Here is a 23,200-nt window from a genome sequence, read left to right as displayed (position 1 = left end):
ATTCAAGGAACAAGACAGATAAGCGGTCGTGGCGTATATATAATACGCGAGAGTGCTGGTCTGTCGCAGTGACGCAGAAGATGATGGCTTTTCAACAGGCTAGTTTTATTCTAAAGTATAAGTTCTAATAGTCCTCCCCTTTAAATCCTCCGACAATAAATCCTTATGATTTTCCTGTACCGTAATGGTGTTTGGATCTCCATCACTAATATAACGGGTTCTGCTGCCATTTTCAAAGGCTTTTATCCAATCATACATACCTACCCCATCCACCTTTGTTTCGCTGGCTCTAACCCTTCTTATTTTTGATGGGTTAAAGTTCTTATTAAAAGCTGAATGGTAGGGATCCCAGCCCACCTCTAAAATAGCCAAATGATTATATTTCTTTCCTTCATATTCCCCTGATTCTACGTATTTGAACAACGCTTTATCTTTTGGCTTTGAACCAAAAGGAAGGGCAAGGGTATTTACCTCGTAATCTGGTAAGTATTTATTGATTAACCGTTGAAGCTTTCCTAACTCCTCTTGGATTTTTTCCTTTGAAGCACTGGTAAAATTAATATGGGTATTGGTGTGGTTTCCGACATCCATTCCCTTTTCAACTAGATACTTAAGTTTATATTCTACAAACTCTTTTTGTCCAAAGGGAGTTCCGCCATTAATAAAGAAGGTTGCCTCCAATGGAAAATCTGGGTGTTTTTCATGGAAATCCACCAACATCCCAACAGCCGAATCAGGATCAATCACCCATTCACCTTTGGCATCTTGAATCATATTAAAGTTATTTTGATTTCCGTCATCAAAGGTGATTACCACAGGTGTGTATCCAGCCTCAGTGGTGATGTTTCCAGTGGCATAATCGTATAAACTAATAGGTCTAAAGCCATTGTCATAAAGAGCTTGCAAGTCCTTTCTAAAGTTATCGGGTGTTCTTGACCATTCTGATTCTGGTTCTCGAATCTGGTGATACATTAACACCATCACTTCACCGGCTTCATTTGGTTGAACTTCCTGAAGATTTATTTCAACTACTTCTTTTTCCTCTTCTACGGGTTTTTCTTCCGACTCTTGTGGCTCTTCTTCCTCTTTTTGATTTTCTTTTTCTTCAACAGTTCCCTGCTGTTGAGGTTGTTCTGCTGCACCTTTATCAGCAGCTATTTCAGAAAAGCATCCTGTTAATAAAACAGATGCAATAATTGGTATCACTAGATACTTTTTCATTTTATGTCCCCCTAATAAATTGTTTGTTGTTTTTTGTTAATTAAGGCTTTTAATACATGTCATAAATTCTTCTGGCCAGTAGAACAATATCATTAGACAAACATTTGTCTAATCCCATGAAAGAGGTGGTCATATGTCAATCCGTAAAAGTCAATGGACCAACATTCAAGGTCATCGAGTTGAATTAAGTGCAAGGACTTTCAAACGTGAAGATAGACACTTTCATAGGGAATCCCACTCTCAAAAAGCTCAATTGCAGAGTGAACATCAGCATGGTTTTAGAAAAGATGTAAAAACTCCAATAAAGCACCGACTGTCTTAGGGTAGTATTTTTACTACCCTATTTTTTTCAATCAGCGTTTACCTTCTTAGTACTTTATTACCCTTTGGACACACTTTTATGCAAATGCCACATACAGATCCTCGTCCAATTTTTTGATATTGCTGATGCATATGGGAACTACAGGCCCTAGGGTCAAATATTTCACTCCGTTCCATTCCTGGAATCCACTTCGTTCCCTTTAGAGCTATAGCTGGGCAAGCTTTGACACAAGCATTACATTCTCCACATTGGGATTCTTCTAATGGTTGATTATATTCAAATTCCATATTAGTTAATACAGTCCCCAGTCGAACCCTTGGTCCAAAATCTTCAGTTACTAGGCAACAATTTTTTCCTATCCACCCATGACCAGCTCTTGTGGCGGCAGTTCGATGGGGGAACAATCCTTTAAATTCCCATCCCTCTTCATTTACTGACTGGGATGCAGGGATTGCCATGGCCAAATAACCCCATTCTTGAAGTAGTGTGGTGGCTTTTAAGGTTACTTGATCTATCAAAAAATTAACTGTTCGGTAGTGATGGAAATAGGTATGGGTAGGTCCATCCTCTGGATGTATATCACTAATAATCTGATCAGAAAGCCTAATCACAATGGATATCCCACTTTTTAAATGCTTAAATTTTTCTGGTAGTTGATCCTCTAGTTTGCAAAATCCTACTTTAGCAACACCTAAATCTAATAAAGCTTTTTTTAGTTCTTCTTGTTTTATCATACTATTCACCTCATTAATCCATTATATCAAATTTCCTTCTGTTACAGTTTAAAAAACTTCCTTCCATTTTTTTATTTTTTGACTAAAACCTTCTAACATAATTATTTGCGAAACAGGGCAAATTATGATTAATACAACTTAAATTGTTGTATTTACTCACCGGAAAATCAATTAAACTAGTTTGATAAAACTTGAAGGAGGCGGAATAAATGGCTAGAAATCGAAACCGAATAGTTGTTCCAGAAGCTCGTCAAGCTCTTGATCAAATGAAATATGAGATTGCCAATGAGTTAGGTATGTCTGATTATCAACACACCGATAAAGGAAACTTAACTTCCCGTCAAAATGGATATGTTGGCGGATATATGGTTAAAAGAATGGTTGAGTATGCAGAACAAAATATGAGTAATAAGTAGCTCATATGAAAAAGATTTTAAAAAAAAGACACTGTTCTAGTTAGATCTAGTTCAGTGTCTTTTTTTTATTTTTTTATATCCCTCTTTTAAAAATGATGAAAATGGATTAATATATAATATAGGAGAAGCGGAAAGAGGGTGGAGAAATGTTTGTCAATTCTTCCCAACAATTGGCAGAAAAAAAGTTACTTTTATTATATATTTTTAAACAATTTGATGGTACAGTGAGCCATTCTCAGGTAACAGACTTTGTTTTAGAGAATGATTTATTAAATTACTTTATCTTTCAACAGTTTATTGGAGAATTAAAAGACTCTAAATTTATCGTGGAGGAGATAAAAGACCAAAAACAGCTTTTTACCGTCACCGATAAGGGTAAAGATACCCTACGTTATTTTATTAATAGAATTCCTCAACGTCAATTGGATCGGGTAAATGAGTTGTTAAAGGAAAAAAAGCATGAAATCGTAAAAAAATCCCAAGTAACTGCAGATTATGTTAAAGTGAAGGAAGGGGAATATTTAGTTAATTTAAAGGTAGTAGAAGGAGATGTGACGATTATTAGCATTAGCTTAAATGTAGCTTCTAATAAACATGCAAAGCAGGTATGTGAAAACTGGCAAGGGAACGTTCAAGATATCTATGGTACTCTGATTAATCAATTAATTGAAACTCCCAAAGAAGAAAATCAAAAATAATTTTTTCTTAATTAAAAAACCTTATTGTTAAAAATAATCTTCAAAAAACCCGCATCAACAGTAGACAGCTGTTGAGTGCAGGTTTCTTTTTGTTTTTTGAATGTAATATAATCTAAATAATGACCACACTGGTGGGCTCTTTACCCACCTCAATACTTCTTATTACTCTTTTGCTTCTACAGCTGACTATATCGATTACATTATTTTGAATACTACTAACAAACAATAGGTTTTTATTATAATCAATCTCAATCCCGTGGGGCATTTTATTGAGTTTGATTGATTTTAACAATCTTTTTTCTTTTAGGCTATAGACATATAGCTGGTCTAGGTCCGAGTCCGTCACGTATAAGTGTTCATTCCCCCAGTCACTGGCTACCTCAACAGGCATTTTTCCTAGAGTGATTTCATCTACTAACTCCATTCCATGGATATCATAGATTTCCACCTTACCCTGCTCCCCCTCCTGATGACTGTAGTTCACCACAAACAGCAAATCTCCATCGCCACTTAAACGCAAATGCCATGGATTACAAGCCACCCGATGAGTCTCCTTCTTTTCGTTGAGACTTGTGCAGATTTCCGTCAGCGTTTTCTCCTCACGATTCGCCACAAAAATCCTTTCTTGGTCTTTTGTCATTGCCATGCCATGGGGCATTTCATCGGTTGGTATTTGTAGTTGTATAGATAATTCGTTTAAGTCCAATACGGTAATACTGTTGGAGTCAGAATTTGCTACATAAATACATCCATATTTCTTGCAAAGAATTACTTGACTAGGGCAACTTCCCACCATGACAGTATTGATTATCTCTTCCTTAATCAGGTCTATCTTACTGAGACTGTTGTCAAAAGAGTTTACCACATACAAATACTTTAAGTTTGAATCTAGGGCAATGTGGTGAGGTCCAAGTGGCTGAGAAGGAATGAATTTTCCTATCGTTTTCAAAGAGATCCGCCTTACTTCCTTTCCTATTGTCACATCAACAATAGAAATGGAATCATCAGAAAAATTTGAGACTATTAAATTTCCCTGAGAAAGATAATTCATTCCATCACCCCATTATCATTTTTGATCACTCCCATAGTCAATCCGTAAGCATAATCTATATACATATTTTATGATGACTTTTCAGATGTGTGATAACTGATGTTTTTTGATAATGGCTTTTCAACGGGCTTCATTCTTCATTATTAATAGTGTACAATATCCTATCACAAATATCTTTTTCATTTAACGATAATTCTCTTAGTTTTGCTTCTGAGAATAATTTATTTAAATAATCCAACATGGTTGGGTCTGTTGTCTCCATAGGATTCATTTGTTGACGCATACGATCTATTTCAGATAATAATTCTTCTTTATTAAATTTTTTATAAGGTCTAAATTGAAGGATCTGCATAAAAAAACCTCCCTAGTACAAATATATACAATAGATTTCTTCTAAAGTATATTTCAAATAGGGAGGTTCTATACATTTCATGTAAATTTGACTACATTACTATGTTATACAGCCTTTAGTCTAACAATCTAACATTCTTTCTTACTTCTCCAATCATATATAGGGAACCAGCACATACGACAGCTCCAGCATCTTCTGTGATCTCCATTGCCTTCTTTACAGCTTCAGGGATGGAGCTTTCTATATGAATGTCTTTATTATATTGAATCATTTTTTCTGCCAATTCTTCTGCCTTCATTGCCCTTGGATTATCTGGTTCTGTCACGACTACTTTTTCCACATGGGGGATGATTAACTCTAAGTATCCCTCCACATCCTTATCGGCCAGCATCCCAATAAGTAATGTAATGGGGTAATCCTGCAAAAGGGTCTCCATACTCTTTTTCAATGCCTCTGCCCCATGGGTATTGTGGGCTCCATCTATAATGGTCAGAGGATTTTTTCTAAGGACTTCTAGTCTTCCTGGCCATCTGGCTGCCTTTAATCCTCTATAGATGGATTCGTCACTGATTTTAACACCATATTTTCTTCTAAGGGTCTCCACCACTGCTAATGCCGTAGTACTGTTGTAGATCTGATGGATACCTGCCATATGGATTTCTACGTTTTTAAACTCTTTTCCAAAGATTTTAGTGGAATATTTTTGACCTTCTATACTAGTAGAATGAATTTCAATATCCCCAAAGTCCACCATTGACATTGGGCTATTCTTTTCATCACATATTTCTCTAATAACCTTCACCACTTCCTCCCCTTGAGGGTAAAGGATAACTTGGCTATTTTCTTTAATGATTCCACCCTTTTCAGCAGCAATCTTGTCAAGGGTATTTCCTAAGAATTGCATATGGTCAAAGCCAATGGGTGTAATAGCGGAAACCAGAGGATTACCCACTACATTTGTTGCGTCTAATCTGCCCCCTAGTCCTACCTCAAGTACAAGGTAATCTACAGCCTCTGTAGCAAAGTAATAGAATCCTATTGCAGTAACTACTTCAAATTCTGTAGGATGATTTTTCCCCTCTGCTACCATTTGTTGAATTTTTTCCTTTACTAGATTAGTAATCTCTGCTAGTCTTTCCTCTGGGATATTTACACCATTGATTTGTATTCTTTCTGTAAAGGTTTCTAGATAAGGGGAGGTGTATAGCCCCACCTTGTAGCCCTCTTCCTTTAGAATACTGTGAATCATAGAGGATGTGGAGCCTTTTCCGTTTGTTCCTGCCACATGGATTACCTTTACTTTTTCATGGGGATTGCCTAGTAGCTGTAATAGGTAATTGATGTTTTCTAAACCTAACTTGCTACCAAATTTATATGTACCATGGATAAAATCTAATGCCTCTTGATAGTTCATTTTTCACACTCCATTCTTATATATACATGAAATTTAGAATATACTCTATAGGTTTGTTAAAGAAATTTTAGAATGTTACTCCTACTCTTTTATCATATCAAAATTGATTCTTTAGTCAACCTTCATTTTCTCAGTTATATACTATATAAAAAGCAGTTGAGGTACAATACATCCCCAACTGCCATAATTTAACTATCTATTTTGTAATGCAATCAATCTTTCTAGAACCGTCTTTAACATTTGCTCAAACTTAACCTTCTTTTGCTTTTCTTCTTCGATTAAGCTTTCTGGAGCTTTAGATAAGAAACCTTCGTTGGAAAGTTTTCCATTTACCCTTTTGATTTCCCCTTCTATCTTCTTCTTTTCCTTTTCTAGACGTTCGATTTCTTTTTCAAAGTCAAGAAGATCGTCCAGTGGAATAAATAACTCTGCCCCCTCTACTACGATAGATACTGCATCAGAAGGAATTTCATCTTTATCCGATAAGATAGTGATTTCAGAAATACCAGCTAAGGTCTTGAAGTATTGCTCTCCTTCGTTGATGGTGTCTACCACCATACTATTTGTAGCAACCACCTGTAGTTTTGCTTTTCTTGAAGGAACTACATTCATTTCAGCCCTGATATTTCTAATGTTTTTGATGGCACTCATGATCATGATCATTTTCTCTTCTGCTTCTTCTTGATAGTAAGTCTCATCATGCTCTGGCCATGCTGCTACGATTACATGCTTTTCTTCTGTCGTTGGAATGCTACTCCAAATTTCCTCTGTGATGAAGGGCATAAATGGATGTAATAGCTTTAAGATATTTTTTAATACAAAAGTTAAAGTGTATTGAGCCCCCCTACGCTTTGATACATCTTCACCATATAGGCTAGGCTTTACTAGCTCGATATACCAATCACAATAGTCTCCCCAGATGAAATCGTATAGCTTTGCTGCCGCTAACCCTAATTCAAACTTCTCCATATTATCATTAATATCTTTAATTAGGTGGTTCAGCTTATTCATTATCCAGTGGTCTGCCATGGTGAAATGGTCTTTTACCTCCTCTAAAGCTGGTGGATTTTCGTCTAGGTTCATCAGTACGAATCTAGTAGCATTCCATAACTTATTGGCGAAGTTTCTGCTGGACTCTAGCTTTTCAATATGGAAACGCATATCATTACCTGGAGTATTACCTGTCAATAGGGTAAATCTTAAGGCATCGGCTCCATATTGGTCAATGATCTCCAATGGATCAATACCATTTCCTAAGGATTTACTCATTTTTCTTCCTTCAGCATCCCTTACCATCCCATGGATGAATACGTGCTTAAATGGAACCTCCTTCATAAATTCCAGTCCCGAGAAGGCCATCCGTACTACCCAGAAGAAAATAATGTCATATCCAGTTACCAATACATCTGTTGGATAGAAGTACTCTAGCTCCTTTGTTTCCTCAGGCCATCCTAGCGTTGAGAAAGGCCATAATGCGGAACTAAACCAAGTATCCAATACGTCTTCATCCTGCTTGATGGAGCTTGAGCTACACTTATCACAGAAATTTGGTGCTTCTTTAGATACGATTACTTCTCCACAGTCTTGACAGTAGTAAGCCGGAATTCTATGTCCCCACCATAACTGCCTTGAAATACACCAATCTTTAATATTTTCTAGCCAGTGAAGGTAAATCTTTGTAAAACGATCTGGTACGAATTTAATGCTTCCATCCTTTACTGCATCTATTGCAGGCTGTGCCAATGGCTCCATTCTTACGAACCATTGTAGCGATGTGATTGGCTCTACAACTGTACTACAACGGTAGCATTGACCTACATTGTGGGTATGCTCCTTGATTTTAACTAATAATCCTAATTCCTCTAAATCCTTAATGATGGCTTTTCTGGCTTCGTATCTACCCATGCCTTGGTATTTGCCACCTTTTTCGTTGATGGAGGCATCATCCTTCATTACTACGATTTGAGGCAGATCATGTCTTAATCCTACTTCAAAGTCATTTGGGTCGTGGGATGGTGTAATTTTCACTGCCCCTGTACCAAAGTCCTTCTCTACGTATTCATCGGCGATCACTGGTATTTCTCTGTTTACTAATGGCAAGATTAATGTTTTTCCAATTAGGTGTTGGTATCTTTCGTCATCTGGATTTACTGCAACTGCCGTATCCCCCAACATAGTCTCTGGTCGGGTAGTGGCGATTTCAACAAATTCATCGCTATCCTTTACGGGGTATTTGATGTGCCAGAAATGTCCTGCCTTTTCTTCGTGGTCCACCTCTGCATCAGAAATTGAAGTCTTACACTCTGGACACCAGTTGATGATTCTGTTACTTCTATAGATGAGTCCTTTTTCATATAGGTTGATGAATACTTCTTGTACTGCCTTGCTTAGGGTTTCATCCATTGTAAAGCGTTCTCTAGACCAGTCGCAGGAGTCTCCAAGCTTTTTCATTTGCTCTACGATTCTGCCACCGTACTCTTCCTTCCACTTCCATGCTTTTTCTAGGAAGGCGTCACGACCTAAGTCAAGTTTTGACAGCCCTTCTTCTTCTCTAATTTTCTCTAGAACTTTCACCTCTGTTGCAATACTGGCATGGTCTGTTCCTGGTTGCCATAGGGCTTCATATCCCTGCATTCTTTTCCATCGGATCAGTACATCCTGTAGGGTATGGTCTACTGCATGTCCCATGTGCAGCTGCCCTGTGATATTTGGGGGCGGTAACACGATACTGAAAGGTTTTTTATCTGGGTTTACATTTGCTTTAAAGTAGTCATTATCCATCCATTCTTGATAAATTCTGTCTTCAAACTCTGCTGGGTTGTAATTTTTGGGTAAATTATTTTCCATTGTTAATCCCTCCTAAAATATTTTAAATTTATAATCTTCAAAAATTCAAGTTCATTCGGGAATTCATTGAAAAGTAATAGCATTATACCAATGATTGCAATGATTAGCCCTCCACCCTTAATGGGTAATTTTTCATTTCCATATACCATTATAGCCCCTATAATCATCAACAATAGGCCTATATAAAACACTAGGTAATCCCTCCCTTTTGTAAGGTTTGTTTTCAAATGCGTTTTGAAATACAAAAACTAAAAAACCCTCCATCCAAAATAAGGACGAAGGGTATGTTCGCGGTACCACCTTAATTTCCATCTCCTATATAACCCAGTATCTACTGAATTTATAGAAAATAGACTCTCATATGGATTAACGGTCCCCCGTCTGTATCTACTCTAGTTCAATACAGAAGCTCCAAAGCTACCTTCAATAACCATTTCACCAAAGAACCTTTCAGCCTATGGGTTCTTCTCTCTTTAGGGAATGTGTTACCTACTCCTCTTCTTCATAGCGGATGATATATTTAATTGCTACTTGTTTTATTATATACTAATATGGCTATTTTGCACACTAATTTAAAAAATATTATATCTTTTTTAGAAAATTTGTCAAGATATTTTTTCCGTTGTATTCTTTTCTACATTTAGTTTTGCTTCTTGTAATTCTACAACATTTTCTTTTTCTTCACCTTGCTCCGCTTCCTTATATTTGACAAGCTTTACACCAATCATCAAATATCTTATAAATGCATAGGCGGTAATAATCACTGCCACCGTAAGCATAACCCCTCCATAAACTCTATCAAACCCCATCCAGATGATGGCTATGTAGAAGGCTATAGTTGCTAATTTACCATATTTATTGGCTGGCACCACCACTTTATCCTTCTTTGTGTAGAGGATGAGTCCACCTATGACCAACAGAGCCTCCTTCATCCCTACTATTGTTATAATCCATAGGGGAATATATCCAGCTATTGTAAAACAAATCAATACCGTAAGCAACATCATTTTATCAGCTAACGGGTCCATTGCCTGACCCCATTTAGTTATCAGTCCGTATTTACGGGCTATAAAGCCGTCTAATAGATCTGTAAGTCCCGCCACTACAAATATACCCACTGCATAGAGTAAGCTATTGGGGGATTGAGAAAAAAATACCATTACAAAACATGGTATTAAAAAGAATCTAGCAACTGTTAAGAAATTTGGTACATTCATAAGATCCCTCTTTTCACTCACCTATTTTTTTTTCGTCGGTTAATGATGTTCTAGGTTTTCTTAATACGATGATACCCCTTGTTCAGCAACTAAAACATACTAGATTTGTCATTCACAACATCTTTGTCATTATTCCAACCACTATTTTACTAATTTTATTGAATAAATCCTATCGAGATATTCAACCAGTTCCCTAATCATTACCTCATAACTGTTGTTAAACACTTCCCATTTTCTTTTATAGTTTGCATAAATAAGCCTCTTTGTGTAGGCAGACATGGGTATATCCTTGTAGATACAGAGTCTGGAAATTCGTCCCTGCCCCTCTTCTAAAGTATAAGGATTGATACCATAATCTACAACATCCTTATGGACTAAAGCATACCAACTAAAATGGTCGATCTCTCCCTTAATATAGCCATATCTATTCCTACTATTGGAAATTTTTATATTCCAAGACATTCCATCCCCTCCAACCCTAATTCCTGTTATTTTAATTCTATGCCAATTATTTATTTCCTATTCATGTTTACAGGAACACTTAACATAGACAGGAATATAATGAATTAAACTGTATATTTAAAATTCAATTACAGGAGGGATTACATTGAGACTTAAAATTTTTTCACTAATGGTTATTGTCCTCTTACTTAGTTCTCTATTTTTAGCTGGATGCCAATCCAAAAATGAACTAACAGAAATCACTGTAATGGAGGTAACCCACTCCGTCTTCTATGCTCCACAATATGTGGCACTCTCAGAGGGCTTCTTTGAGGAAGAGGGATTAGACGTAGAGATCATTGATGCTAAGGGTGCTGATAAGGTTATGGCTGCTCTATTGAGTAAAGAGGCTGAAATTGGTTTTATGGGACCTGAGGCTTCCATCTATGTCTACAACCAAGGTAAAGATGACTATGCAATTAACTTCGCCCAATTGACCCAAAGAGATGGTTCTTTTATCGTTGCTAGAGAGCCTAATTCTAACTTTGACTTTAAAGAAATGAAGGGTAAAGAGATCCTTGGTGGCCGTAAAGGTGGTATGCCTAATATGGTGCTGGAATATGTCCTTAAGAATAATGGCGTTATCCCTGGAAAGGATATCAACGTTAGAACAGATATTCAATACGGAGTTATGGCTGGTGCCTTTAGTGGTGGAGAAGGTGACTATACATAGACATCAACATGATACCACCGTGGGTAATAATTGAGGAAAGGTTGGATTTCATCCTAAGTTTAGTGTTATGAAAAAATAAACCTTCCCTGTTTAGTGTTCAATGACTAATCTAATGATGTTAGAAACTTTCATACTGAATTCTTTAAATAACAACAGTATGTTATTAGTATTCAAGTTTATAACAAAGCGACTGCCTCAAAATACTAATATTTTGGCCATCTGCTTTTCACAATGCACGAATCAGGTTTATTTGTTTCATATTATGAGTATGTTTCCAATTGTTTGATAGAGTTCCAATTTCCTCAATTACATTTTTAGTTTAATTTTAAGACTAAATTCAGTTTCAGCAGCCTTTTTATCTTTGGTGTAAATGACTTCTGAAATAATTGATTTAAGGAAGTCATTTCGCTGTTTTGTATTGGCATCAAAATAGGTTTCTTCTATAAAATCAATGGAAATGTTTATCTGGGGAATGAGTTTTTCTTTTTGATTTTTTAACTGGAGTATTTTAGATAGGTTTGTTTGAAGTTGCTGTATTGCACTATCTACAGCATTAATCTTTTGGGTAAGAATATTCATTCTTTCAAGAAAGGTATCGTTATCGTATATGCCTTGTTCTAGGAAATCGTATAGTTTATCTCGTTGTTCCATTAGGGTTTCGCTATTTTTTTCTTTTTCTAGAAGGGTGTTTTCAATTACTTGGATCTCTATTTCGTTGATTGTTCTTTTTTTATAGCTGAAGGTGAACTTCAGTTTATTTAACTCTGCCAATAAATTTTCTAGTAGTCTTTTTTCGATGAGATGAATGTAGCTGGATTTTACGCCTCCACAGTTTTTATAACATCTAATGCTGTCGGGCTTATTTTTTTGTGTTCTGATGGTCATTGTGCTGCCGCAGGAGCCACATTTTAACAGGCCTGCTAAAGGATTTCTTAATTCCTTAGTCTTATGGGTCTTAGTAGGGTTATGCCTTTTCTTAGCTATCTTCTGGGCTTCCTGAAAGGTTTCTGGGTCGATGATGGCCTCATGTTTCCCTTCATAGATCAGCCAATCTTCTTCATTCTGTAATCTGTAGTGTTTATTACCTTCTTTATCATACTTAAATCTCTTTTTACCCCAAATGACCTTGCCTGTATAGACGGGGTTTTTTAGGATGGTTCTGATGGTGGTTTTATCCCAATTGAGATTTTCACTGGCGGTAGGTATTTTTTTATCGATTAGGTAGCTGGCAATTTTACTGTCCCCATAGTTTTCTTTGATGTATAGTTGGAAGATTAACTTCACAACCTTAGCTTGTTTCTTATTGATGGCTAGTGTTTTGCCCTTCTTTTCATATCCAAAGGGTGCAATGGCCCCGATATAGTTTCCTTCTTCTAGACTTTTTAGCCTGCCCCGCATAAGGCGTTTCTTAATGATCTTTAATTCTCTTCTAGACATAAATGCCTCAAACTCTGAATATTCCTCATCAAATTCATTGTCTAAGTCGTAGACTTTATTGGGAGTGATGATCTTGGTATTGTATTCTTTGAAGGTTTCTAGAATTAGACCTTGTTCCCTCATATTACCTCTACCAAGCCTGTCTATATCCATTACCAGGACTGCATCATACTTGCCTTCTTCAACTTCTTCCAAGAGCTCTAACATCTTAGGTCTTCTAGTGATGGATTCCCCTGAGAGAACTTCTTCTTTGATTTCTAAGACGTTTAGCTTGTGTTTCTTTGCATAGGCAAGAAGAGTGGTTCTATGTCTATTGAGGACTTCTTCAATAGACATATTTTCCTCACTTCTAGACTTTCGTAGATAAATACAGATGTTCATCCATATATCACCTTCATTCAATTTACTTGATGGTTATTATTATGAGCTGAAGGTGCTGGGATATTACTAGGGAAAATAAGTAAGCTTCTTCATGTCTTTTAGTTAAGAGAAAGACCTTTTTTATAATGCCTCTGATTCGCTTTTCTTAAGGGCTATAATTAACATAAAAGAGGTTGAACTTATATCTATTTAAAACCAATTCCATATATACTTTTTAAACTTTAATTTATATTTTTTACTTTTCGAAGGCTCCATTAAAATGTGTTTTAATTGTTCTATTGTTAAAGAAGGGTTTGAACGATGGATCATACTATGACAATTTGAACAAACCATTGCAATATCTTCTGGCACCATCTCTGTTTCTTCCGTTAGACTGTTAATCTCTTTTATATGATGACCCTCTATATAGTCTTCACCTAATATCCCATACGTTTTATAAAAATCAAAACCACATCCTTCACAATAGATTCTTTCATTTTTTTCTTTAAAAAGCCTTTTGGCTTCTCTCATTAATTGCGGTTTTCTCTCTTTAGTCTTATGGTACCTAATCTTTTCTCTTCCTTCAATATAAGGTGCTTTTTTTACAAGTTTTGGTCTCTTTTTATTTTCACTTATTTCACAGTCAACTTTAATCGAGGATATCTCTCTGCATAACAATCGAAGTTCTGGTGTTAATTCTATTTCAGAGAGTGCTTCTGGGTAATGTTTTTTATACATAGTGTATCTTATTTTGTATACAGAGTAATTAGACGGTTTATCTCCACAACGTTGACAAATCCGCTTATAATCTATAGGTTCTAATGAACCTCCTAAATATTTTTCAAATAAAAGCATGTAATAAATCGTACCCGATTGAAACACATCTTCTGTGCAACTGGCTTTTATTTTAGAACCGGAAATTTCTCTGTATACATCTAGTAGCTTACTAATCCTATTTCTTATAGCTTGTGGTGTAGCTTGTGGTGTTTTTGCATTACCTGCCATGACTTGTTTAATGACATAATTAGATTGAAAAATTGGCCATGTTGAATTTCTCCTGCTTTCAGAGTCATAATAACCATTTCTCTTATAATATACATCATTTTGTTCAGTAGCTAATTTAAGGATATTCATAACGCTTGAAGGTAGTTTAAACATTACTTTCTCTTTATTACGTTGTAAAGTAATTACGTTGTTAAAATAATTGCAATCACTATCTAAAAGTCCCCTTATTTCCTTGAAAGCTTTTCCTTTGACCCCATAAAATAATAATAGTAACAAAGCAACATCTTGAGGATTTTTATTAATATTATCAACTACATAATTTACATCTTGCAATCTAATAAAATTTTCAATATTTTTTGATTCTATTATTGTTATAATATCGTTACTTTGTAGGAATTTTTTTATTTCTTTTCCCTTCTTTCTGCCCTTGCCCAGTTTAGATACGATATAAGATGAGTTGTGAAGGTTTCTAAGGACTTAACTGTACCAATTGAAGAATTTTCTTTCGATAAAAATTTATGTAGTATCTCTTTAGTTTCATTAGTAGATAAATCAGATAATTTCTTGTTTAAACGAGATAGCATCATGTTTAGTCCTTGAAGGCTAGTATAATCGGGATAACTTTCAATAAATAAATTAATATTATTTTTCATAAATACCCCCCTGACAGTATTTCTTATAAAATGTACTTCATACTTCATAAATGACTAACGATATTATTCACTAGTTCCTTATTTTATGAACACAATGTATTCTCATTAAAAATAAGTAACCAAAATTAGCCTGATCGAAAAGCATTATAATCATCAGTTCTATAAATATTTAAAATTTCCTCTATCTTCTAGAACTATCATGGTTCTTCTGTGTCCGGTTTAATATACACAAATGTATATATTCAATATTTTAGTCAATACTCCTACTACAAGGGGGTATGGCTATGAACAATGCCTGCGAAAGCTTAGGAATAAAAATCAAGAAATATCGAAAAAATAAAAATCTATCTACTGCTGAATTTGCCAACAGGCTTAATGTTTCAGCAGGACTCATCAACAATATAGAAAATGCCCGAAATGATGTCTTTAACTTAGAGCTCCTTAACAAAATCACTGGTGAATTAGAAATTTCCTTAAATGAGCTACTGGATATTAAAGCCTATGAGATCAAAGAAATGCAGCTAGACCTTGATAAAATCTACATTAACCAATATAGTGACTCATTAAATATTGATAGCCTTCAAGATTATTCTACTGAAATAATCAAAGCCTTTTATTATACTATTTCTCAACTAAGCTGTTCTGTAGAAAATATTGAGTCCATCTCAAATCACTTAATACAAGAGCTGGAATTCATAAAAAAATATCATCAGCAAATCTACAAAAGTTCCTAGAATATTATATCTAAAATAGTAAGGAGACGGTCAAATTTTATTAAGACTTGTCTCCTTGTTTACATACAAGCAATACAAAATTAAGTTCATGATATTCCCATTAATCATGGTTTCTGTCTTTATTACCAATTGTAAGCTTCATCTGTTCGCCTCCTTCACACTTCGTCCATTGTTCGTTATTTAACATAATAAAATTAAAGAAAAAACATTGAAATTTAAAGAATTTTTCTAGTTGACTAATAGTTGTTTTTATTCTATACTTTAAAAGTATTAGAACTATAAAAACTTAATAAGGAGGAAGCGATCCCATGAGATTTAATGGATACGATGTAAGCGTTTTGGTTTTTCCCGTATTAGGAATTCCATTTATCGTACTGATTTTATCTAAGGTTTAATTAATTTAAAGACTTTATTGTATATGCTTTTGCTAGGCATATACAATAAAAACGGCAAACATAATTAAATTAATTAAACTAGGGATCGCCTCCTTACTTCGCAATAATTAACATATACGTTTACTTAAATTAATAAATAATATATTATCAACAGATCTATAGAGTTCCTATTTTTTAGGAACTTTATTTTTTTATAAATTTTATTATTGAATATGTTCAAATAAATGAATAATGCTCTGAATATTACACATCCTACTATTACAATAAATCAACCAGGAGGTGTCATAATGGCTAACAACAACTTATACCTCAGCCATTCCAGTATTCAAGTCTTCCATACATGCAAACGTAGGTTTAAATATAAACATATTGATAGGATTAAGCCTAAGGAAAACCTTGCTAATAAGTATTTGTCCTTTGGTCAAAGTGTTCATACTGCCCTAGCTAAATACAACCTACTCACTGATGAAACCTACAGAACAGTTGAAAATTTACATAAGCTTTTACGAAAGAATTGGATCCGACAGGGTTATGAATCTATTGAGGAAGAACGGGACTTTGGGCTAAGAGCATTAGACATGCTAAGTAACTACCATAGCAACCCCCTAGATCAAGGGAAGAAGAATTTATTGGTGGAGGAAATGATCTATTTAGATATAGATGGCAAGTTTACCCTCTGTGGCAAATTGGACAAGTCCTATCTAAGGAATGACGATTCAATTGAGACTACCGATTACAAAACAGGTAAAAACATTGAGGCTATTGATACTTTACAGATGCCCATTTATCTTCTACTCACTAAGTCTAAGCTTGGCTGTTTCCCCGATACTGTCAGCTATTATTTCCTGGCCCATGGAGAAAAGATAACCCAAGATGTAAATGAGTCTTATATTAAGGAGTCCATAGACTTCCTTTGGGAGATCAGTGAAGAAATCATTAGTGAAAGAAAATATCCCTGTAGTCCCTCCCCCTACTGTAGTAACAACTGCGAATACTTTGCAGATTGTCCTGAAGCCAAGGACAGTAACTTGATTATTGTAAATTCACTATTAGAGAAGGACCCTAGCAGTTTAAGTAATTCCCTCTTCTAGAGATCACATATTACATTTTAAAACCTACGCCTTATTTTAAAACCCTAACTTGTCCTATTTGTAGATTTTAAAAACTACTTGTCTAACTCTAGAATTTATTGCCCATTTCCTTAAGCTTTTAAAATAAAAGATGATTTGGACTAGCCATTTCCATAACTTTTATAATTTAATAGCTTTCTTTGATACATCCAGTTTAATGATTTTTAAATTCTCTTTTAAATGGTGATTTACACTATAGAAACTGAATATATAGATAAGGAGGTAAATATGGAAGATAAATATAAATTAAATATAACCTCAATCCAATACAAAAATAATGATAAGGCAACGAAGGATTTTGTAAGTCTTATTGTCAGCTATATAATTAATCACAATCTAATCAAAAAGGATGGTATTGATGAAAGGTGAGCATTCAAATACTGCAATTGAAAAAGAAACGCCCTCAGTCGAAGAGAATAATAGAGATTTTCTTACCCCCTATGATTATGCTGCCATCTATGCAAGAAAATCTATCAAAACAGAGAGTCACTCTATTGCATCTCAAATAACTAGAGGAAAAGAGGTCCTAAATGAAGAGGGGCTAGTATTATATAACACCTATTTTGATAGTGAATCTGCTTCTAGGTTTACCTATGATAAGAGAAAAGGTTTTACTGAATTACTTAGAGACTTAGAAAGCAATAAATTCAAAACTGTTATTGTCTTAAAGCGAGATCGCCTCTCACGGAAATTTGATGAACTGCTGGAAATAAAAAATAAGTTTAAAGAACATGATATCAAGGTCATCTACTCGGCCCTTGGAGAATTTCAGCCCGATAAGGATGATTGTTATTCCGACTTTATCGAAAATATAATTATGGGAATAAGTGAGCTGGAGCCTAAGATTCTTAAGGATAGGACTTCTAATGGAATTAGAATTAAGAAAGAGAGGGGTGAGTATTCCCGCTCTGGCAAAATTCCCTTTGGTTTTGCATCTGTTGATGATACTGGGCTATTTGATGCATTAGAAAAAGAAGATCAAGCCAAATATGAGCTTTTCCCTAATCCTAGCGAAAGTAAGATTGTCCAGCAAATCTTTTCAGAATATGTAGCTAATAACTTCGAAACTATGAGTGACTTTGTTAATTATGTTAGTACAATTAACAATTCTAAGAAAAAGCTTACTTCAAGTAAAATAACATATATGCTTCTAAATCCAATATACGCTGGAATTCAAAGGCCCGATGGAAAAAACGAACTATTTATGAAGGCCCCCTCAAAAAAGCTGTTTAAAATCAATGAAGAAAAGGTTAAGTACCTAGATAATGTAAAAGGATTTATCAGTATCGATCTTTGGGCTACAGCTGCTTTGAAATACCTCAATACAAAAGGAGTTATAGTACCAGAATTAGTAATTATCCCTTCAAAGGACTTCTTAAATGTAGTTCCTGTGAAGATAAAAATAAATCTATATATTTATCAGGCAACTACTATTCCTGTAGTACCAATAAATGTACTAGAATTAAAAAAGAAGTATTAATCAATGCTTTACTCAGAAGATTACTGGAAGATATTCTAGATGAAGAACGGATCAAACTTATCATTTCAGACCTTAAAAAAAATCTAGAAAAGGATATAAAGACTAAAAGGTCTAAACTTTATAAGAACCAGAAGGATAAAGAAAGCAATCTATTAGGACTGATAACTGATCCAAGAAATACAACCATATCAGAAATTTTGAAGGAATTAATTGATAATGAGAAAAGAATTATTGAGGAAATAAGTAACTTAGAAGATAGATTATCTAATCTTGATAATGTATTAGTAGAAACCGCTAAAATTAGAGAGCTCGGGAGTAATCAATACATAATAATAAATTATCTAATAAATGAATTACCATTAGATTCTCTACAAGAACGTCTACATAGCTTCATCGAACAGATTGAGCTTTGTGGTTCTACAAAACAATATAATACAAAGGAAATCGGTTATGGGCGATAATATTGCAATTGCATACCTTAGAGTTTCAACAGAGAAACAAAGTGAAAAGGGCTCTTCTATTGATTCCCAAAGGGATTTTGCTAAACTATATGCTGAACAACATGGCCTGGACTTAAAAGATGAATGTATCTTTGTAGAGGCAAAGCCTGCCTCAAAATCTTCTGATGATAAATTTGACATCAATCTTGAATATGATAAATGACCTGTATTTAAGAAAATAATGCAATTGGCAAAGGATAAAAAGTTTAAATACTTTATTGTCTACTCTAGAGATCGACTTACTAGAAATGTCTATGAGCATTTTGCTATTAAGCAACTCTTTAGACAAAATAAAATAACCCTCTGTTATAGTAAGCCTGGAGAATATTCTACTAATGACCCTGACTTTTCTGATGAAAAGGGTGATTCTAAACCTGAGAACTACATCGAAAATCTAATTGAAATTGTTTTGGCTAGTATATCCGAGCTTGAATCAAGCATTATATCTTCCAGGGTTAAACTGGGTAATAAAACCTGTGCTGAGAAAAGCCTTTGGCCCGGTGGTAAAATTCCCTTTGGTTATATGACAGAAGACAAGAAAATGAAAGGTAGAAAGAGAGTTAATTCAATACTTAAGCCAATCCCTTATGATTCGGAAATAGTCAGGGAGATATATGAACTGTATACTAATTGCGGATATAGTTATCGTGAATTAGCCGATAAAATGAATAAAAAATATCCCTTCAAGACATGGAGTAAAGGTAGTATTGAATCTATCTTAAGAAATGAAGTCTATAAAGGCTATATAATTTGGGGGAGGCGAGGGGGTAGGAGAAATCCAGGACCTAAAGATAAGCCTATAAAATCAGGTTTTAATTAAGAAATGTGTATTATTGATAAGGCACTTTGGGATCTAGCTAATATAATTAAAAGTCAAAAATCTCAAATTAATAGTAGCAAACATTTTTCTACTCCATTTTTATTACAAGGGAAACTTAAATGCAGTTGCGGACAGGAAATTAAACCTAAAAATTATGGTTCAGGTAAGACTAGTGTCTATAGATGCACTCCAGAGCTAAAGAATAAAGAAAAGTCCCACATGATAATCCCCAGTAGCCTACTTGAAAAGAAAGTTATCAGCAAGCTCCTTAGCTTAATAACTGTAGAAAACATTAATCAGCTGTGGGAGCTCTATGAACAAAATAAGCAATGTAAAATTAATGAACTAAAGGCATCTATTGATGGCTACTTTGATAAAATTGACTCACTAGATGAAAAACTTATACAAATCAAAGATGCCCTTGATCTAAATTTCGATCAGTCTATCAAGCTTGAAGTAAAACAATTACTTACTATAATTGAGAAAGAAATAAGTCATTATGAAGATACTATTGAAGACAAACAAAAGCAACTGCAAGGCTTCCATCAAGATCTACAGGGCTTTATAAAAGCATTTGATGACCTTTTTAATAACCTAAACACTCTAGATGTTTATAATAAACGGATGATTATCCATTCATTAGTAGATAGCATCCTTATTACTAAGGTAGACCCCTCCCCTACTAGTCAGATATTAATTGATATAACTCTGAACCCTAATAGCGACCTTTTTATGACAACCTCCTAATTTGTAGGGGGTTGTCTTTTTTGTTTTGTTTAAAGAAGTAGGCAATTAGTCTATCACGGTATACCGTGATAGACTAATTGCCTACCTATTTTAAAATTCTAAGGTTGTCTGAATATTATGATGGATTAGAACCACGAGTGTACTTTTTTAGAGCCACTTTGTGCATCTAATAGAGCCATCATGTTCATATAGGAGCCACCCCTGTCTATTATTGATGGCCCCACATATATATTATTTAATTTTTATTTATCCTGTAAACCATGACGCTCTCGCATAGAAACCTTTCCATCGATGTGAATTGTATAGGAGTCGTGAACGATCCGATCAAGAATTGCATCAGCAAGCGTATCTTCGCCTATCTTCTCATGCCAACCTCCTGGAGAAAACTGTGAACAAAAGATGGTAGATCCGTTTTGATGTCTTGACTCAATGATCTCAAGGAGATCACGAGCTTCCGCTCCTTTAAGAGGTACTAATAGCCACTCATCGAGGATTAATAAGCTTACGCTTTTATACTGCTTGATGACTTTTTTAAATATACCTTCGCCTCTAGCGATAGCTAATTCATCGAGTAAATCAGGAAGGCGAACATATTTAACGGTGTAGTAATTACGGCAGGCAGCCATTCCTAATGCACAACCAATATATGACTTGCCATTGCCTGATGCACCCATAATGATGATGTTATGCTTTTCTTGAACATAATTACAGGTAGCTAGACGAGTGATTTGTGTCTTATCTAACTTTCTATCACTATGATACTCAATATCCTCAACGCAGGCATTGCTGTATCTAAAGTCAGCCTTTTTTATTAATCTTGCTAATTTATTATTTTTTCGTCTGGACCATTCTAAATCTACTATGAGCCCAAAGCGTTCTTCAAAGCTTAGTTCTTGAAATCTCTGATCTTTAAGTTGATCTCTGTAGGAATCAGCCATGGCAGTTAAGCGCATTTCATTAAGTTTTGTAATCGTCATTTCATTTACCATTATTCATTACCTCCATAATATCTTGCACCTCTGGTGAAGCCAAAGGTTGCAGTATTTTCATTCGTATTTGAGATAGGATCTTTTTCTTCAGTTACTTTATCCTGACCAGTCTTAAGTATTGTCTGGATGCTTTTGTAACCGGGGCGTGGTGTGTAAGACAGAGCCTTCTTGCAGGCGGCTTCTACACGGGTAACAGAATACTTATCTGCTAGCTTCAATAATCCCATACAGGATTTATATCCCTGTTGTTCTATCTTATGTGAAGATAATATCGCTTTAACAGCGATAGCTGTATTGGGACCGATCCCATTAGCCCAAGAAATGAATCTCTCAGAATTCCAAGTAGTATAACTTCTATGGTATTCTGGCATGTGCTCAACTACGGTACTGTACTGACCAACTTTACCGTAACGTCTTACATGGGAGGCAATACGATGGCTATTAAAAAAGACTTCGACTACATTTCGGGTCATACGTACATCAACTTTATGCTTGATATATTCATAGGGAACTGAGTAGTGCATTTTTTCTACTGATATGTGATAATTGAACTGTACGGTAGCTGTCTTCCAAAAGGCTAACTCGTATGGGGTGGCAGGTAGTGGCATGAGAGCAGACTTTTCTTCTTCAAGGAATAGGCTCAACCTGCTTCCCGTTTTTTTCTGGAAAGGTTTACTATTGAACTCGTAGAGTTTGTCTTGAATAGCTTCATTGAGCTCTCTTAAAGAGAAGAATTGTTGATTTCTTAATGCTGCGATAATCCAAGTTGAGATGATTCCTACAACACCTTCAACATTAGGCTCGTCCTTAGGCTTACGAACGCGGGCTGGGATAACGGCAGTGGAATAATGTTCAGCCATTTCATGATAGGTCTTATTAATAGTAGGTGTATACCAAGATACTTTGTCTACTCCAGTCTTCAAGTTGTCCGGAATTAATATTCTTGTTACACCACCGAAGAACTTATATGTATTGACATGAGCTTGAATCCAGCTTTCTTGATTCTGAGATGTAAATGCCTCTACATAAGCATATTGACTACAGGATAATACTGCTACAAATATAGATGCCTGTATGGCTTCTCCTGTATTACGGTCAATAATCTGGGCAGTTTGTCCAGCCCAATCAACTTCCATCTGTTCTCCGGGCTTACGCCGGATATGCATGGTAGCTTTCTGGGTACTGGCGTACTTGCGGTAATACCTACAGAATTGACTGTACATAAGGGGAATTTCATTGCTAAGCCTACACTGCTCGCAATATTCATTCCATAGGAGACTTAAAGTAACACCACTTTTAGCCATCTCCTTATGAATATACTCGCAGTCTGGCACTTTCCTTGAGGTGGAAAGAGTGGATTGTCAACACTAAATTAGACAGATTTTATAAGGTTATGCTCTTTAAATTGCTAGGGCTTAAATAGCCTAGTGTTGAATGTATTCTAAATTTATTAAACCAATTAACATAATCAGCTAGCTGTAACTCTAGTTCTTCTAAAGTCTGA

26 protein-coding genes, 1 pseudogene and 1 other annotated feature are annotated in these 23,200 nt (G+C 35.1%); of the genes and pseudogenes, 12 read left to right on the top strand and 15 right to left on the bottom strand.

The window, feature by feature from the left end; all coding sequences use genetic code 11:
• Positions 1-105: 105 nt before the first annotated feature.
• The gene (locus tag JOC73_RS14295; RefSeq protein WP_204404435.1) at positions 106-1,221 is read right to left on the bottom strand and encodes a polysaccharide deacetylase family protein; all 1,116 of its coding nucleotides are present in this window, start codon (positions 1,219-1,221) and stop codon (positions 106-108) included.
• 133 nt (positions 1,222-1,354) lie between these two features.
• On the opposite strand from JOC73_RS14295, the gene JOC73_RS14290 reads away from it, so the two are divergent.
• A complete protein-coding gene (locus tag JOC73_RS14290; RefSeq protein ID WP_204404433.1) occupies positions 1,355-1,543 on the top strand; it encodes a hypothetical protein in 189 nt (62 codons plus the stop codon).
• A gap of 38 nt (positions 1,544-1,581) precedes the next feature.
• Here JOC73_RS14290 and JOC73_RS14285 read toward each other — a convergent pair whose 3' ends face one another.
• Positions 1,582-2,277 (bottom strand): 4Fe-4S double cluster binding domain-containing protein, encoded by a 696-nt coding sequence (locus JOC73_RS14285; RefSeq protein WP_204404431.1) that lies wholly within the window; start codon positions 2,275-2,277, stop codon positions 1,582-1,584.
• Positions 2,278-2,486: 209 nt separating this feature from the next.
• On the opposite strand from JOC73_RS14285, the gene JOC73_RS14280 reads away from it, so the two are divergent.
• Positions 2,487-2,693: an alpha/beta-type small acid-soluble spore protein gene (locus JOC73_RS14280; protein WP_204404429.1), complete on the top strand. Its 207-nt coding sequence runs from the start codon at positions 2,487-2,489 to the stop codon at positions 2,691-2,693.
• Positions 2,694-2,839: 146 nt separating this feature from the next.
• The gene (locus tag JOC73_RS14275) at positions 2,840-3,391 is read left to right on the top strand and encodes a DUF4364 family protein (RefSeq protein ID WP_204404427.1); all 552 of its coding nucleotides are present in this window, start codon (positions 2,840-2,842) and stop codon (positions 3,389-3,391) included.
• 112 nt (positions 3,392-3,503) lie between these two features.
• On the opposite strand, the gene JOC73_RS14270 is transcribed toward JOC73_RS14275, so the two are convergent.
• The 7 genes from JOC73_RS14270 to JOC73_RS14240 form a co-directional block, all read right to left on the bottom strand.
• Complete coding sequence (locus JOC73_RS14270; protein WP_204404425.1) at positions 3,504-4,442, bottom strand: YncE family protein; 939 nt, start codon at positions 4,440-4,442, stop codon at positions 3,504-3,506.
• Between the two features lie 130 nt (positions 4,443-4,572).
• A complete protein-coding gene (locus JOC73_RS14265) occupies positions 4,573-4,794 on the bottom strand; it encodes a hypothetical protein (protein WP_204404423.1) in 222 nt (73 codons plus the stop codon).
• 115 nt (positions 4,795-4,909) lie between these two features.
• Positions 4,910-6,208 carry a bifunctional folylpolyglutamate synthase/dihydrofolate synthase gene (locus JOC73_RS14260; protein WP_204404421.1) on the bottom strand — a complete coding sequence of 433 codons (1,299 nt, stop codon included), beginning with the start codon at positions 6,206-6,208 and terminating at the stop codon, positions 4,910-4,912.
• Positions 6,209-6,400: 192 nt separating this feature from the next.
• Positions 6,401-9,055: a valine--tRNA ligase gene (locus JOC73_RS14255; RefSeq protein ID WP_204404419.1), complete on the bottom strand. Its 2,655-nt coding sequence runs from the start codon at positions 9,053-9,055 to the stop codon at positions 6,401-6,403.
• 2 nt (positions 9,056-9,057) lie between these two features.
• Complete coding sequence (locus tag JOC73_RS14250) at positions 9,058-9,282, bottom strand: hypothetical protein (protein WP_204404417.1); 225 nt, start codon at positions 9,280-9,282, stop codon at positions 9,058-9,060.
• 41 nt (positions 9,283-9,323) lie between these two features.
• Positions 9,324-9,570: a binding site (T-box leader), on the bottom strand.
• Positions 9,571-9,660: 90 nt separating this feature from the next.
• The gene (gene pgsA / locus JOC73_RS14245; RefSeq protein ID WP_204404415.1) at positions 9,661-10,272 is read right to left on the bottom strand and encodes a CDP-diacylglycerol--glycerol-3-phosphate 3-phosphatidyltransferase; all 612 of its coding nucleotides are present in this window, start codon (positions 10,270-10,272) and stop codon (positions 9,661-9,663) included.
• Positions 10,273-10,413: 141 nt separating this feature from the next.
• A complete protein-coding gene (locus JOC73_RS14240) occupies positions 10,414-10,734 on the bottom strand; it encodes a hypothetical protein (RefSeq protein ID WP_204404414.1) in 321 nt (106 codons plus the stop codon).
• Positions 10,735-10,879: 145 nt separating this feature from the next.
• Between JOC73_RS14240 and JOC73_RS14235 the strand changes: the two genes are divergently transcribed.
• Entirely contained in the window at positions 10,880-11,446 is a 567-nt protein-coding gene (locus tag JOC73_RS14235) for an ABC transporter substrate-binding protein (RefSeq protein WP_330613219.1), read from the top strand.
• A 306-nt stretch (positions 11,447-11,752) separates the two neighbouring features.
• On the opposite strand, the gene JOC73_RS14230 is transcribed toward JOC73_RS14235, so the two are convergent.
• The 3 genes from JOC73_RS14230 to JOC73_RS14220 all read right to left on the bottom strand — a co-directional run bounded on the left by JOC73_RS14230 (position 11,753) and on the right by JOC73_RS14220 (position 14,901).
• Complete coding sequence (locus JOC73_RS14230) at positions 11,753-13,264, bottom strand: recombinase family protein (RefSeq protein ID WP_204404412.1); 1,512 nt, start codon at positions 13,262-13,264, stop codon at positions 11,753-11,755.
• A 189-nt stretch (positions 13,265-13,453) separates the two neighbouring features.
• Positions 13,454-14,581 carry an HNH endonuclease gene (locus JOC73_RS14225; RefSeq protein WP_204404410.1) on the bottom strand — a complete coding sequence of 376 codons (1,128 nt, stop codon included), beginning with the start codon at positions 14,579-14,581 and terminating at the stop codon, positions 13,454-13,456.
• A gap of 68 nt (positions 14,582-14,649) precedes the next feature.
• The gene (locus JOC73_RS14220) at positions 14,650-14,901 is read right to left on the bottom strand and encodes a hypothetical protein (protein ID WP_204404407.1); all 252 of its coding nucleotides are present in this window, start codon (positions 14,899-14,901) and stop codon (positions 14,650-14,652) included.
• Between the two features lie 284 nt (positions 14,902-15,185).
• On the opposite strand from JOC73_RS14220, the gene JOC73_RS14215 reads away from it, so the two are divergent.
• The 8 genes and pseudogenes from JOC73_RS14215 (at position 15,186) to JOC73_RS14180 (ending at position 20,707) form a co-directional block, all read left to right on the top strand.
• Positions 15,186-15,635, top strand: a complete 450-nt coding sequence (locus JOC73_RS14215) for a helix-turn-helix domain-containing protein (RefSeq protein WP_204404405.1) — start codon at positions 15,186-15,188, stop codon at positions 15,633-15,635.
• Between the two features lie 682 nt (positions 15,636-16,317).
• Entirely contained in the window at positions 16,318-17,121 is an 804-nt protein-coding gene (locus JOC73_RS14210) for a RecB family exonuclease (protein ID WP_204404403.1), read from the top strand.
• A 267-nt stretch (positions 17,122-17,388) separates the two neighbouring features.
• Positions 17,389-17,529: a hypothetical protein gene (locus JOC73_RS14205; protein ID WP_204404402.1), complete on the top strand. Its 141-nt coding sequence runs from the start codon at positions 17,389-17,391 to the stop codon at positions 17,527-17,529.
• Positions 17,519-18,640: a recombinase family protein gene (locus JOC73_RS14200; protein WP_204404400.1), complete on the top strand. Its 1,122-nt coding sequence runs from the start codon at positions 17,519-17,521 to the stop codon at positions 18,638-18,640. The genes JOC73_RS14205 and JOC73_RS14200 overlap by 11 nt, the downstream gene beginning before the upstream one ends.
• 197 nt (positions 18,641-18,837) lie before the next feature.
• On the top strand, positions 18,838-19,101 hold the full coding sequence (locus JOC73_RS14195; RefSeq protein ID WP_204404398.1) for a hypothetical protein: 264 nt from the start codon (positions 18,838-18,840) through the stop codon (positions 19,099-19,101).
• A pseudogene (locus tag JOC73_RS15220) lies at positions 19,091-19,606 on the top strand (recombinase family protein); the annotation flags it as partial. The gene JOC73_RS14195 and the pseudogene JOC73_RS15220, both read left to right, overlap by 11 nt.
• A gap of 57 nt (positions 19,607-19,663) precedes the next feature.
• Positions 19,664-19,960: a recombinase family protein gene (locus JOC73_RS15215; RefSeq protein WP_330613221.1), complete on the top strand. Its 297-nt coding sequence runs from the start codon at positions 19,664-19,666 to the stop codon at positions 19,958-19,960.
• Between the two features lie 3 nt (positions 19,961-19,963).
• Positions 19,964-20,707, top strand: a complete 744-nt coding sequence (locus JOC73_RS14180) for a zinc ribbon domain-containing protein (RefSeq protein WP_204404392.1) — start codon at positions 19,964-19,966, stop codon at positions 20,705-20,707.
• A 242-nt stretch (positions 20,708-20,949) separates the two neighbouring features.
• Here JOC73_RS14180 and istB read toward each other — a convergent pair whose 3' ends face one another.
• The 3 genes from istB to JOC73_RS14165 all read right to left on the bottom strand — a co-directional run.
• A complete protein-coding gene (gene istB / locus JOC73_RS14175; protein WP_204404390.1) occupies positions 20,950-21,696 on the bottom strand; it encodes an IS21-like element helper ATPase IstB in 747 nt (248 codons plus the stop codon).
• Positions 21,696-23,000, bottom strand: coding sequence for an IS21 family transposase (gene istA / locus JOC73_RS14170; RefSeq protein ID WP_330613218.1), 1,305 nt, complete (start codon positions 22,998-23,000; stop codon positions 21,696-21,698). Before istA ends, istB begins: the two co-directional genes overlap by 1 nt.
• Positions 23,001-23,079: 79 nt before the next feature.
• The coding region (locus JOC73_RS14165; protein ID WP_204404437.1) for an IS3 family transposase at positions 23,080-23,200 on the bottom strand (121 nt) is incomplete at its 5' end.

The organism is Alkaliphilus hydrothermalis (genome assembly GCF_016908555.1).
Classification (GTDB): Bacteria; Bacillota; Clostridia; order Peptostreptococcales; family Natronincolaceae; genus Alkaliphilus; species Alkaliphilus hydrothermalis.
Note: the sequence above shows the minus strand (reverse complement) of the source record. Positions and strands in the feature narration are given on the sequence as shown.

Excerpts from the sequence above, each read along its gene's own strand:
- JOC73_RS14295 (WP_204404435.1), bottom strand. The coding sequence starts at position 1,221 with ATGAAAAAGTATCTAGTGATACCAATTATTGCATCTGTTTTATTAACA.
- JOC73_RS14290 (WP_204404433.1), top strand. The coding sequence starts at position 1,355 with ATGTCAATCCGTAAAAGTCAATGGACCAACATTCAAGGTCATCGAGTT.
- JOC73_RS14285 (WP_204404431.1), bottom strand. The coding sequence starts at position 2,277 with ATGATAAAACAAGAAGAACTAAAAAAAGCTTTATTAGATTTAGGTGTT.
- JOC73_RS14280 (WP_204404429.1), top strand. The coding sequence starts at position 2,487 with ATGGCTAGAAATCGAAACCGAATAGTTGTTCCAGAAGCTCGTCAAGCT.
- JOC73_RS14275 (WP_204404427.1), top strand. The coding sequence starts at position 2,840 with ATGTTTGTCAATTCTTCCCAACAATTGGCAGAAAAAAAGTTACTTTTA.
- JOC73_RS14270 (WP_204404425.1), bottom strand. The coding sequence starts at position 4,442 with ATGAATTATCTTTCTCAGGGAAATTTAATAGTCTCAAATTTTTCTGAT.
- JOC73_RS14265 (WP_204404423.1), bottom strand. The coding sequence starts at position 4,794 with ATGCAGATCCTTCAATTTAGACCTTATAAAAAATTTAATAAAGAAGAA.
- JOC73_RS14260 (WP_204404421.1), bottom strand. The coding sequence starts at position 6,208 with ATGAACTATCAAGAGGCATTAGATTTTATCCATGGTACATATAAATTT.
- JOC73_RS14255 (WP_204404419.1), bottom strand. The coding sequence starts at position 9,055 with ATGGAAAATAATTTACCCAAAAATTACAACCCAGCAGAGTTTGAAGAC.
- pgsA (WP_204404415.1), bottom strand. The coding sequence starts at position 10,272 with ATGAATGTACCAAATTTCTTAACAGTTGCTAGATTCTTTTTAATACCA.
- JOC73_RS14240 (WP_204404414.1), bottom strand. The coding sequence starts at position 10,734 with ATGTCTTGGAATATAAAAATTTCCAATAGTAGGAATAGATATGGCTAT.
- JOC73_RS14230 (WP_204404412.1), bottom strand. The coding sequence starts at position 13,264 with ATGAACATCTGTATTTATCTACGAAAGTCTAGAAGTGAGGAAAATATG.
- JOC73_RS14220 (WP_204404407.1), bottom strand. The coding sequence starts at position 14,901 with ATGAAAAATAATATTAATTTATTTATTGAAAGTTATCCCGATTATACT.
- JOC73_RS14215 (WP_204404405.1), top strand. The coding sequence starts at position 15,186 with ATGAACAATGCCTGCGAAAGCTTAGGAATAAAAATCAAGAAATATCGA.
- JOC73_RS14210 (WP_204404403.1), top strand. The coding sequence starts at position 16,318 with ATGGCTAACAACAACTTATACCTCAGCCATTCCAGTATTCAAGTCTTC.
- JOC73_RS14205 (WP_204404402.1), top strand. The coding sequence starts at position 17,389 with ATGGAAGATAAATATAAATTAAATATAACCTCAATCCAATACAAAAAT.
- JOC73_RS14200 (WP_204404400.1), top strand. The coding sequence starts at position 17,519 with ATGAAAGGTGAGCATTCAAATACTGCAATTGAAAAAGAAACGCCCTCA.
- JOC73_RS15215 (WP_330613221.1), top strand. The coding sequence starts at position 19,664 with ATGACAGAAGACAAGAAAATGAAAGGTAGAAAGAGAGTTAATTCAATA.
- JOC73_RS14180 (WP_204404392.1), top strand. The coding sequence starts at position 19,964 with ATGTGTATTATTGATAAGGCACTTTGGGATCTAGCTAATATAATTAAA.
- istB (WP_204404390.1), bottom strand. The coding sequence starts at position 21,696 with ATGGTAAATGAAATGACGATTACAAAACTTAATGAAATGCGCTTAACT.
- istA (WP_330613218.1), bottom strand. The coding sequence starts at position 23,000 with ATGGCTAAAAGTGGTGTTACTTTAAGTCTCCTATGGAATGAATATTGC.